The following is an 11,780-nucleotide window of genomic DNA, read 5'->3' as shown; positions in this document are numbered from 1 at the left end:
AACGATGACGCCTGACAGTATTGCCGAGACAAAGCCGCCAAGAGCGGTTCCAGCTTTTATTACAGCTTCCTGTTTTTGCCTGAACCTCGGCGCAAGGCCATCATGGCTTTGTATGCTTTCTGTCGGGAAGTAGACGACGCTGTCGATGAAATCAGTGATCCGCAAGTCGCCGCCAGCACCTTGGAGTGGTGGCGTAATGAAATCATCAACACCTTCCAAAACCGTCCGGAACACCCTGTTGGGCTGGCACTGGCCGAATCTCTGAATGACTTTGATCTCCACCAGGAATATTTCATGGAAATCATTGATGGCATGGCGATGGATCTACATCAGCAACGCTATGCCGAATACAAGCACCTAGCGCTGTATTGCCATCGCGTTGCCAGTGTTGTCGGATTACTGTCCGCTGAAATATTCGGTTACCAGAATCGCAAAACGCTTAAATTTGCCGAAAATCTTGGCATGGCATTTCAACTTACCAACATCATTCGAGATGTCCGTGAAGATGCCGAGCGAGGTCGAATTTATTTGCCTCTCGATGAAATAGCGCAATTTTCATTGACAGAACAGGACATCCTCTCGCTCAAACAGACCGATGAATTGGCTAATTTGCTGAAGTTTCAGGCGGATCGTGCTCGTCAGTTTTATCGCCAGGCCATGCAGTTACTTCCAGCAGAAGACCGGCAATCACAACAAACAGCGCTCATCATGGCGCGCATCTATGAAACCACGCTCGATGAAATCGAAAAAGATGGGTTCCAAGTGATGCAACACAGAGTCTCACTGACACCTCTGCGTAAACTCTGGCTGGCATGGACAACGGCCCGCGCGGAGAAAAGGTTGTCCAAACAACGATGAAATGTGTGGTGGTTGGTGCCGGCTGGAGCGGTCTGGCGGCTGCAGTTCGGCTCAGTTCACACGGTTTTGATGTCACACTACTTGAGGCTGCGGCTCAGCCGGGAGGCAGAGCGCGTGATGTCAGTTGGGGTGATCGTGTCATTGATAATGGTCAGCACCTGATGATCGGCGCCTACCAACAGATGTTTGAACTGATTCGTGACGTAGGCCAGAATCCAGAAGCATTGTTTGACCGATCCCCCCTCAATCTTGTCATTCACTCAAGTCATTACCCATCACTGCATCTCAATGCACACAGTGCCGCACCCTGGCCCCTACCTCTGCTGAAAGGTTTGATGAAAAGTCTCGGCATCAGGGACTTCGTTCGCCTGCTGCGCTTTTCATCACGTATTTCGTATCATCTGAAAAATCACCACAGTACGGTGCTGCAATGGTGCCAACAGACCGCGCAGTCAGATCGACTGATCAGCCAGTTATGGGAGCCGCTCTGCCTTGCCACCATGAATACGCCAATCAATGAAGCCTCTGCCCAGGTGTTTGCCAGAGTGCTCAAAGACAGCCTGTTAACAAAGAGGGCGCACGCAGATCTGTTGATAGCCAAGCGTAGTTTGGGCAGTGTATTCCCCACGGCCGCTATCGAATATCTTAAGGCACGGCAACACGAAGTGCATTTCCAGACCCGGGTTGTCTCCGTTCGCTGCAAGGGCAATAAAGTCATTGCCGCCGAAACCAGTCAGGGAGAAGTGTTTGATTGTGATCAGCTGATTCTTGCCTGTCATGCGGATCAGATTACCCGGCTACTACCCGCTGCCGATCAGATCACTTTCAATCATTACCCAATCACAACAATTTATCTGCAATACCCGGCTGATAGTCGCCTGACCACGCCGATGATTGGTAGTTCAGGAACACTCAGTCAGTGGTTGTTCGATCGCAGTAGCTATTATCCTGGCCTGATTGCGGTGGTTATCAGTGGTCCGGGACCACATATGCAGATATCATCTGAGCGACTGGTTGAGCATGTCTGCGCCGAAATTTGCCTGTTACAGCCACAAATGCCAGCGGCTTCGCTTGAGTCAAAAGTGATTCGGGAAAAAAAAGCCACATTCGCCTGTACCGCCAGCATTCAAGCCCTTCGCCCGGCCAGCCAGACATCATTACAAGGCTTGTGGCTAGCGGGTGATCACATTGCACACCCTTATCCAGCCACACTGGAAGCTGCCATCAGCAATGGCATAAGCTGTGCACAAGCTATTATCAAGACCGCTCAAACAGTGTCGATATCACAACAATAGCTTGTTATACTCTGATTTTTACGTCGCTAACTATTATAAGGAAACAACATGTCAAGCCACATCCGAGTACTTCTTGCCTCATTTGCTTTTGCCGGTTTTCTGACTGCATGCGGCAGTGATGACAGTAGCTACAGCACAGATACTGCTGCCGACAGCACCGCGGTCGTTGAAGAAAGCACCACAGTTGAAGCAGTTGCTGAAGCAGCACCGGCTTCTGGTATTACCACTGGCATGTCTACTGACGCTGCTATTGAGATGCTGGGTGAGCCTTTACTAAAACAATCACACACCATCAACGAAATTGAAGTAGTTCATATGGAATGGCGTACCAGTGATGCGCTTGTTTCTGCGCAATTCCACAATGGTAAAGCTGTTCACAGCCAGTACTGGCCAGCACAGTAATCTGAAAAAATGACAGTCACTGCTAACAGTCAACTGTTGGCAGGTCGCGTCATACTCATCACCGGTGCCGCTAGCGGCATCGGTGCTGCTGTGGCTCAATGTTGCGCTGCTCAAGGCGCAACCGCGATTCTGCTCGACAAAAATTTACCCGCCCTTGAAAAAGTCTACGACAGCATCATTGAACAAGGCCATGCAATACCGGCAATCTATCCCCTCGATCTCAAAGGGGCCAGTCAGGATGACTACCTGAACCTTGCAAACAGCATCGAACAGAATTTCTTTCGGCTTGATGGATTGATTCACTGCGCGGCATCACTTGGTCAACTGGCCCCGGTTCCTCATCAAAACTCAAAGCTCTGGGCTGAAATATTACACGTTAATCTGAGTGCGCCGGTGATGCTCACCCGTGCTTGTCTGTCTCTTCTGGAAAGCACTGATGACAGCTTTATTGTGTTCACCACAGACAGTGTGCAAGCAAAAGCTTATTGGGGTGCCTATGGCATTGCCAAAGCCGGCATCGAATGTTTTGCATCTCAGCTGGCAGATGAACAAGCATCATCGGGCCGAATCAAGATCTGCAGTTTTGATCCAGGACGTGTAAATACCGAATTTCTCAAGCGTGCTTATCCCGCACTCAATCCTTCAGATTTGCCCAAAGCTGAGGACATCGCGCCAGATTACCTTGAAATTATTCATGCTTCAGCTGCAACGGTTCATGGCAAACAACTACAACATAGCGTCAAACAATCGTCACTGGCATCAGAATAACACTTAACTCATTGTTTCACAAAAGATAAATTAAAATGGCACACTTTTGGCTGGGTAAATGCTAAACAACCCATTCAAGAGTGTGTTCAATGAGCCAACATATCTTTAACGAACAACAAGGTGGTCTGCAGCTGGTCAGTTCCACCAATCGCTATATTGATTCTGTTCAGCCTTCCGACACTCCTGATCCCGAGCTTATTCAAGCCAGACTGCCAATGATATTGCAGACATCACTGGACATTGTTCAGATAATTCATCTGTTTGATCATGAAGTCAGAGCTTTGATTGGCTATCAGGGCTTAAGCTACAAACATCCCGCCTTGACTGAAAAATTGGAAATCGGCAGCAAACGTCATCATCGTTGCCACTATCAGCTTGAAGTCGACCAGGTAAATATCGGTGAGCTTGAGCTGACCAGAAATAAAAAATTCAGCGCGGCAGAAATTGAACTGATTGAAGATTTGTTGTGCAAACTGGTCTATCCGCTTCGCAACTGTACTTTGTACCAAAAAGCATTGTCTGCATCTGTCACTGATATGCTCAGTGGCTTATATAACAGACAAGCGTTCGACCAGGGTCTGATGCGGGAAATTGAACTCGCTAAAAGACAACAGGCGCCTTTCTCACTGCTAATCATTGATATTGATAACTTCAAGCAGATCAATGATGCATTGGGCCATGCTGCCGGGGATCAAGCGATTCGATCCATGGGCGATTTACTGAAATCCATGCTTCGTCAGACAGACAGTGCCTACCGCTTTGGCGGCGAAGAATTCACACTACTGTTAAGCCACACAGAACACGAGGATGCCATGATGGTTGCCGAAAGATTGCGCCAGTCAATTGCTGAGCTGAAGTGTGTTAATGGTGAGAGTAGTTTTGGCTTCACCGTCAGCATTGGTGTTGCTGGATATTGTAAGTCTGACAATGCCTCGTCAATTTTCAAACGGGCCGATCGCGCGCTCTATCAAGCCAAGCACAGCGGCAAGAACACCATTTCAAGTGACCTTGCCAGCCACTAAATAAGAGACTTACCTGGTTTTATGACCGCGTATCCTCGGGCGTTTGCTGGCTGAGGCGGCTTCCCAGGGGGATTTATTGGTAGGTGCTTTACGCTTATCAGGGCTTGAAGTGGTTTTGATAGATCGCGACTTATCAGCACGCTTGGCTGCCGGTTTGTTGACAGTGTTGTCTGTACTCACTGGTTTCAAACCCGCTTCCTGATACAAGTTTTCAAGATCACGACCTTCCAGCATCATCCAACGCCCTGGCTTCAACTTGTTGGGCATGATCACCGGACCATAACGCAATCGTGTCAATCTGCTGACCTGAACGCCCTGACTTTCCCATAAACGTCTGACTTCCCGGTTACGACCTTCCTGAATCACAACATGGAACCACGAATTGGCGCCCTCACCACCGGCAGGTTGTATATCAGAAAAGCGCGCTTCACCATCTTCAAGCATGACGCCATCTCTCAATCGCTGCATCATCTCAGGTCCGACCTCACCGAGCACACGAACCGCATACTCCCGATCCATCTGATTGGAGGGATGCATCAGATGATTGGCCAACTCACCATCAGTGGTCAGGATAAGCAAACCACTGGTATTGATATCAAGTCGGCCAACACTGACCCATCGGCCTTCAGCTGGCGCCGGGAGAGATTTGAATATGGTGCGCCGACCTTCTGGATCCTGACGGGTGCACACTTCACCTACCGGCTTGTGATAAAGAATCACTTGCTTGGGTTGTTGCCACAGCCGCTTGGCAGACAGCGGTTTGCCATCGAGTTTCAGTGAGGCACTGGCATCAATTTGTGCGCCCAGTGTCGCGACTTCACCATTGACCGTGACTCTGCCTTCGCTAATCCATGTTTCCACTTGCCGGCGTGAACCATAGCCAGCTCTGGCAAGGACTTTTTGTATACGTTCAGACATAATTTTTGGCCTTATTTATAGCTTAAACCCATTGCAGATCTCACATCTGCAAGAGTCTCCTGGGCCACCTCGCGTGCCGCAGCATTACCATCATCAATAATTCGCCGCACATCTTCAGGATGCTGGCGGAAATCCTCCGCGCGAGCACGAATCGGTTTCAGTTCGGCACTGACCGCATCGATCAGTGGCCCTTTACAATCCAGACAACCAATTCCAGCCGTCCGGCATCCTTCCTGCACCCACTGTTTTTGATCTTCAGTTGCGTAGACTTCATGCAACTGCCAGACCGGACATTTTTCCGGATCACCGGGATCGGTTCTTCTGACCCGGTTTGGATCCGTCGGCATACGTTTAATTTTCTCTGCCAGAGTTTGTTCCGGCTCTCTCAAGGAAATGGTGTTGCCATAGGATTTGGACATTTTCTGGCCATCAAGTCCCGGCATTTTCGAAGCAGGTGTCAGCAATGCTTGAGGTTCTGGCAGAATGACTTTACCGCCACCTTCAAGAAAACCAAACAAACGTTCGGTATCTCCCAGCGCAAGATTCTGCTGATTTTTCAGTAATTCACGTGCCTTTTGCAAAGCTTCACTGTCGCCTTGCTCTTGGTAGGCTTTTCTTAATGTATTGTAGAGCTTGGCGTTTTTCTTACCCATCTTGGCAATTGCGGCAACGGCTTTTTCTTCAAAATCAGGCTCACGGCCATAGATATGATTGAAACGTCGTGCCACTTCACGCGTCAGCTCAACATGCACCACCTGATCTTCACCGACAGGCACTTGGCCCGCTCTGTAAATCAAAATATCGGCACTTTGCAGCAAGGGATATCCCAGGAAGCCATAGGTGGACAGATCTTTTTCTTTGAGCTTCTCCTGCTGGTCCTTGTAGGTGGGTACCCGCTCCAACCACGATAGCGGCGTTATCATCGACAGCAATAAATGCAATTCGGCATGTTCTGGCACTTTGGATTGTAAAAACAGCGAAGCCGATGATGGCTCAATGCCCGCAGCCAGCCAGTCAATCACCATTTCCCAGACACTTTCCTCGATGATTTGGCTGTCTTCGTAGTGTGTTGTCAATGCATGCCAGTCAGCGACAAAGAAAAAGCAGTCAAACTCATGCTGCAGCTTGATCCAGTTTTTCAGTACGCCATGATAATGTCCAAGATGCAGCTGCCCGGTTGGGCGCATCCCGGAAACAATCCGTCGTGACTGGTAGGCTACGGTATCCAAATTCTTGCTCCTGAATAATTCAGTCAATTAAAACAATCGGTTGAGCAGTCCAAACATCTGATCGATGTGGAGTGACAATACACTGGCCAGCATCGCCAGAATCACTTGCAGCATGGGCATCAGAATCAGCCCAAGAATGCCAAAAAACAACAAGCCCAGCAGTATAAAAAAGCCATAAGGCTCAATTCGGCTAAGCTGCCATGACCAGCGGCCAGGCAAAATACTCATCAAAACCCGACCACCATCAAGTGGCGGAATCGGCAGCAGGTTAAGCAACATCAAGATGGCATTAATCCAGACACCGGCAATACCCATGAATAACATTGGCTCACCAACGCTAACACCATTGTTGGCCAGCATCAGGCCAACTTTGGCAACCAGAGCCCAGAAAATACCCATGACTAAATTGGCACCCGGCCCGGCCAGCGCTACCCAGGCCATATCCTGCTTGGGTGAACGAAGATTCTGTGCAGTCACCGGTACGGGTTTGGCCCAGCCAAAAATAAAACCGCCAACCATTAACAACACACCAGGGATCAGCAAGGTGCCCAATGGGTCCACATGCTTGACTGGATTCAGGGTCAATCGCCCCATCATTTGCGCTGTGCGGTCACCCAGCTTGAGTGCTGCCCAACCATGTGCCACCTCATGCAGGGTGATGGCAAAAATGACTGGAATCGCCCAGATAATAAACTTTTGAATCAGGGTAAACTCAGCCATGCAGTGTTTCTACTCCACCCATATAAGGGACTAAAACCTTAGGCACTCTGACACTTCCATCGGCTTGCTGGAAATTCTCCAGAATCGCCAACAGTGTTCTGCCCACCGCCAGACCTGAGCCATTGAGCGTATGCAGCAACTCTGGTTTGCCAGTGTCCGGATTACGCCATCTGGCTTGCATGCGACGTGCCTGGAAATCTCCAAAGTTAGAGCAGGAAGAGATTTCCCGATAAGTATTTTGACTAGGCAACCAAACCTCAAGATCGTAAGTCTTGGTGGAGGCAAATCCCATATCTCCGGTACACAAAAGCATTTTCCGGTACGGCAGCTCTAGACGCTGCAGAATAGATTCTGCATGTCCGGTCAGGGCTTCATGGGCCGCATCTGAATCACTGGCAGGCACCAGCTGCACCAGTTCTACTTTTTCAAACTGATGTTGCCTGATCAAGCCACGCACGTCACGGCCGTGAGAACCGGCTTCACTTCTAAAACAGGGTGTGTGTGCAACGAACTTGATTGGTAGTGATGTGGCTTCCTGAATGGAGTCACGAACCAGATTGGTCACCGGTACTTCTGCCGTCGGGATCAGATATAGCTGTCCATCATCGACGGCAAACAAATCTTCAGCAAACTTGGGAAGTTGCCCCGTGCCTCTCAATGCGTCGGCGTTAACCAGATAGGGCACATAGGTTTCTGTATAACCATGCTCCAGCGTATGCACATCCAGCATGAAATGAATCAGAGCCCGTTGCAGCCTGGCCAGACTTCCGGTCAAGGTCACAAAGCGAGCGCGACTGATACGTGCAGCTGCCTCAAAGTCCATCTGCTGCAGACCATTGCCGATATCCACATGATCTTTTGCCGGAAAATCAAATGTCGGAGGCGTGCCCCAGCGAGAGACTTCCTGATTATCTGCCTCATCCTTGCCACTGGGCACTGAAGGCTGGGGAATATTGGGTATTTCCATTGCCAAGGTGTTGAGTTTTGATAACACATCATCCAGTCTGGCCTCTGCAGCTTTATGCTTGTCAGCGAGATCATCAATTTCAGCCAACAGCGGAGCGATATCCTGTCCTGAGGCCTTGGCTTTACCGATTTCCTTGGAGCGACTGTTTCTCTCTGTCTGTAATGCCTGGGCATCCAGTTGCGCCTGCCGACGCTCTTCTTCCAGCGAATTCAACAATTCAAGATCCAGGTCAAAATTACGCCGGGCAAGCTGTGCTGCAAGCGATTGAACATCAGCTCTCAATAATTTCGGGTCAAGCATATTTTCAAATTCCAGTACTGGCTGGCCACTGCACAATATTGTCAGGTTTGACCAGTTGTTCTATATGATTCAATAAGTTCGCTATTTTTTCCGGGCTGTCGAAGAACTCAATAACTACCGGCAGGCGAGATGAAAGATCCAGCAAGGAGGCCTTGTGAACATGGCCATCACTGCCAAGCCCTGCAACGCCTCTGAAGACGCTGAAACCACGCACTTCCTGTTGCTCCAGCCATTCGAGCAGACGGCCGACATCATCGCGGCCTTCTGCCAGATACACACGTACCATGGTAATTGCCTGCTGACTCATAGCTGCCTCCCCAAGCTCATGCCCAACCATGCCGCAAACAGACACAAAGCGACGCTCAGCACAATATTCAGTGCGGCTTTGAGCAGTTGGCCCTCCTCGATCAACAGCAAGGTTTCTACGGAAAAAGTCGAGAAGGTGGTAAAGGCTCCGATAAGTCCAACGGTGAGACCCAGTCGCCATTCAGCACTCACCACCAATTTTTCCAACAGCAAGACAAAGAGCATGCCCAGCACAAAAGAACCGAAGATATTGATTACCAGCGTGCCATATGGAAAGTCATTGCCAGTCACACGATAGACACCGTTTGACATCAGGAAGCGTAATACGGCTCCCACCGCACCGCCTGCTGCGATGGCTAATAACTGATACAAAGTCTGGACCCGGTTTTGCAAAAAGGCATAGTTTACCCTATCTGTGAGCGACTCTCACGCTAAGCAATGGCCCATTAAATCAGACATCCGTATCGACAAAGATTACAGCAGGCCTTTGTCATAACGTTCGACCATTTTATCCAGCGATACCGGTTTGATTTTACTGGCATGGCCGGCACTGCCAAAAGACTGATAACGCGCTTCACAAATCGCCTGCATTGCCGCTGTGGCTGCCTTGAGGAATTTTCTTGGATCAAAGATGGCGGCATTTTTTTCATCCGCCAGAAATTGTCGAATGGCCCCTGTAGAGGCCATGCGTAAATCAGTATCAATATTGACTTTGCGAACGCCATATTTGATACCTTCCACCACCTCATCAACCGGTACCCCATAGGTTTGACCAATATCGCCACCAAAACGATTGATGATTGCCAGCCAATCCTGCGGAACGGAACTGGAGCCATGCATAACAAAATGCACATTGGGTAATTTATTCTGTAACTTTTCGAGGTGACTGATCGCCAGCACATCGCCACTGGGCGGTTGAGAAAATTTATATGCCCCATGACTGGTGCCGATGGCAACAGCCAGTGCATCAACCTGCGTCAATTTGATGAACTCGACCGCCTCATCAGGATCCGTCAGTAATTGACTGTGATCCAGCGCCCCTTCTGCCCCGTGCCCATCTTCTTCACCCATCTTGCCGGTTTCCAGTGATCCCAGGCATCCCAGCTCACCTTCAACGCTGACGCCGCAGGCATGGGCCATATCGACCACTGTTCGGGTCACTGAAGCGTTGTAGTCAAATGACGCCGGCGTTTTCATATCCTCCAGCAAGGAACCGTCCATCATCACTGAACTGAAACCGGATTGAATGGCCCGTGCACAAATGGCCGGTGATGCGCCGTGATCTTGATGCATCACCACCGGAATATGAGGGTATTGTTCAATGGCCGCCAGAATCAGGTGACGCAGAAAAGGCTCACCGGCGTACTGGCGAGCGCCGACTGAGCCTTGCATGATGACAGGACTATCGACCGCGTCCGCCGCCTGCATGATCGCCTGCACTTGTTCCAGGTTGTTGACATTGAATGCCGGAATCGCAAACTGATGCTCCGCTGCATAATCCAGCAATTGACGTAAGGATACTAACGCCATGATTTATTTCTCCAGCCGTTCTTTTGAGGTTCCATATTCTCCAACACGGATAATCTTCATGCCGTTGGTACTGCCCTGAATCTCGAGATCACCCTTGGTCAACAGCACAATATCACCATCACTGACCACGCCTCTTCGTTTGAGCTCATCGATCATTTCCATATTGGCGACCGCATGATCGGTATGGTCCAGCACAAAATCTACCGGGTAAACACCACGATACAGGGTTACTCGTCGACTCGTCGAGGTATGTGGTGTCAGTGCAAAAATTGGAATACCCGAACTGATCCTGGACATCCATAGTGGCGTAGAGCCCGAATCGGTCAGGGCCGCGATCGCCTTAACATCAAGATGATTCGCCGTGTACATCGCAGCCATGGCGATGGCCTCGTCTATACGCTCGAATTTGGAGTCAATTCGGTGACGTGACACACGAATCTCTCGTTGTTGCTCGGCTTCCAAGCAAATTCGATCCATGGCTTCGATCACTTTTACCGGATATTTACCCACAGCCGTTTCGCCTGAAAGCATGACCGCATCAGTACCATCTAGCACCGCATTGGCCACATCAAACACTTCGGCTCGTGTCGGGATAGAGTTAGTGATCATCGATTCCATCATCTGCGTTGCCGTGATAGTCACTCTGTTCATGCGCCGAGCCATGGCAATGCTGCTTTTTTGAATGGGTGGCAATGCGGCATCGCCAATTTCAACACCCAGATCACCCCGTGCCACCATGATGCCTTCGGATGCCTGAATGATTGCCTCAAGTTCAGTGACCGCTTCAGCACGCTCAATCTTGGCAATGATGCCGCCGTAACCACCGGCATCCCGCAATAATTTGCGGGCCAGCAATACATCATCAGCGCTACGCGGGAATGACACCGCCACATAGTCGGCCTGAATGCTCGCTGCGACCTTGATATCGGCAATATCTTTTTCAGTGAGTGCAGCAGCTGACAGGCCTCCGCCCTGACGATTGATGCCTTTGTTGTTAGAGAGTTGGCCTCCGACCACCACCCGGCAATGAATCTCTTTATCGACAACCGACTTGACCCACAACACAATCCGGCCATCATCCAAAAGCAGGGTATCGCCTCTGTTCACGTCATAGGGTAAGGGCTTGTAATCAATGCCGACGCGCTCAATGTCGCCATCATTTTCCGCTAAGGCGGCATCGAGGATGAAATCGGCATTTTCTTCAAGAAGTACCGCACCCTCCTTAAATCTTGAGATGCGGATCTTGGGTCCCTGTAAATCGACCAGCACACCCACTTGTCGGCCAAGTGCCTCGGCGCGTTCACGCACTCGATGGGCCATCTCTATGTGTTTCTCGGCAGCACCATGCGAAAAATTCAATCGCACCACATCCAGTCCCGCCTTTATCATCGCATCCAGTACCTGTGGCGCCTCTGTTGAAGGCCCCATGGTGGCGACAATTTTTGTTCTGCGCCTTGCCAAGCTA

Annotated in this window: 13 protein-coding genes; 5 read left to right on the top strand and 8 right to left on the bottom strand. The window is 50.0% G+C overall.

Going from position 1 to position 11,780, the window contains the following annotated elements; all coding sequences use genetic code 11:
• The first annotated feature begins 75 nt into the window (after positions 1–75).
• From hpnD to MPL1_RS10145, 5 genes are all read left to right on the top strand, one after another.
• A complete protein-coding gene (gene hpnD / locus MPL1_RS10165) occupies positions 76–858 on the top strand; it encodes a presqualene diphosphate synthase HpnD (RefSeq protein WP_235045570.1) in 783 nt (260 codons plus the stop codon).
• A complete protein-coding gene (gene hpnE, locus MPL1_RS10160) occupies positions 855–2,153 on the top strand; it encodes a hydroxysqualene dehydroxylase HpnE (RefSeq protein ID WP_009727049.1) in 1,299 nt (432 codons plus the stop codon). Before hpnD ends, hpnE begins: the two co-directional genes overlap by 4 nt.
• Before the next feature lie 48 nt (positions 2,154–2,201).
• A complete protein-coding gene (locus MPL1_RS10155; protein ID WP_009727048.1) occupies positions 2,202–2,555 on the top strand; it encodes a hypothetical protein in 354 nt (117 codons plus the stop codon).
• A 9-nt stretch (positions 2,556–2,564) separates the two neighbouring features.
• On the top strand, positions 2,565–3,323 hold the full coding sequence (locus tag MPL1_RS10150) for an SDR family NAD(P)-dependent oxidoreductase (protein WP_009727047.1): 759 nt from the start codon (positions 2,565–2,567) through the stop codon (positions 3,321–3,323).
• Positions 3,324–3,412: 89 nt separating this feature from the next.
• Positions 3,413–4,345 (top strand): GGDEF domain-containing protein, encoded by a 933-nt coding sequence (locus MPL1_RS10145; protein ID WP_009727046.1) that lies wholly within the window; start codon positions 3,413–3,415, stop codon positions 4,343–4,345.
• A 9-nt stretch (positions 4,346–4,354) separates the two neighbouring features.
• Here MPL1_RS10145 and rluB read toward each other — a convergent pair whose 3' ends face one another.
• From rluB to pyk, 8 genes are all read right to left on the bottom strand, one after another.
• Positions 4,355–5,263, bottom strand: coding sequence for a 23S rRNA pseudouridine(2605) synthase RluB (gene rluB / locus MPL1_RS10140; RefSeq protein WP_009727045.1), 909 nt, complete (start codon positions 5,261–5,263; stop codon positions 4,355–4,357).
• Between the two features lie 11 nt (positions 5,264–5,274).
• Positions 5,275–6,492, bottom strand: coding sequence for a tryptophan--tRNA ligase (locus tag MPL1_RS10135; protein WP_009727044.1), 1,218 nt, complete (start codon positions 6,490–6,492; stop codon positions 5,275–5,277).
• 27 nt (positions 6,493–6,519) lie between these two features.
• Positions 6,520–7,212 carry a site-2 protease family protein gene (locus tag MPL1_RS10130; protein WP_009727043.1) on the bottom strand — a complete coding sequence of 231 codons (693 nt, stop codon included), beginning with the start codon at positions 7,210–7,212 and terminating at the stop codon, positions 6,520–6,522.
• Entirely contained in the window at positions 7,205–8,479 is a 1,275-nt protein-coding gene (gene serS / locus MPL1_RS10125; protein WP_009727042.1) for a serine--tRNA ligase, read from the bottom strand. The genes MPL1_RS10130 and serS overlap by 8 nt, the downstream gene beginning before the upstream one ends.
• Positions 8,480–8,483: 4 nt before the next feature.
• Positions 8,484–8,786: a DUF190 domain-containing protein gene (locus MPL1_RS10120; RefSeq protein WP_009727041.1), complete on the bottom strand. Its 303-nt coding sequence runs from the start codon at positions 8,784–8,786 to the stop codon at positions 8,484–8,486.
• Positions 8,783–9,157, bottom strand: a complete 375-nt coding sequence (gene crcB, locus MPL1_RS10115) for a fluoride efflux transporter CrcB (protein ID WP_009727040.1) — start codon at positions 9,155–9,157, stop codon at positions 8,783–8,785. The genes MPL1_RS10120 and crcB overlap by 4 nt, the downstream gene beginning before the upstream one ends.
• Positions 9,158–9,259: 102 nt before the next feature.
• Entirely contained in the window at positions 9,260–10,315 is a 1,056-nt protein-coding gene (gene fba, locus MPL1_RS10110; RefSeq protein WP_009727039.1) for a class II fructose-bisphosphate aldolase, read from the bottom strand.
• Between the two features lie 3 nt (positions 10,316–10,318).
• Positions 10,319–11,776 (bottom strand): pyruvate kinase, encoded by a 1,458-nt coding sequence (gene pyk / locus MPL1_RS10105; protein ID WP_009727038.1) that lies wholly within the window; start codon positions 11,774–11,776, stop codon positions 10,319–10,321.
• Between the last annotated feature and the right edge of the window lie 4 nt (positions 11,777–11,780).

The organism is Methylophaga lonarensis MPL, assembly GCF_000349205.1.
Taxonomy (GTDB): Bacteria; Pseudomonadota; Gammaproteobacteria; order Nitrosococcales; family Methylophagaceae; genus Methylophaga; species Methylophaga lonarensis.
This window is presented reverse-complemented; position numbering and strand designations above follow the sequence as displayed.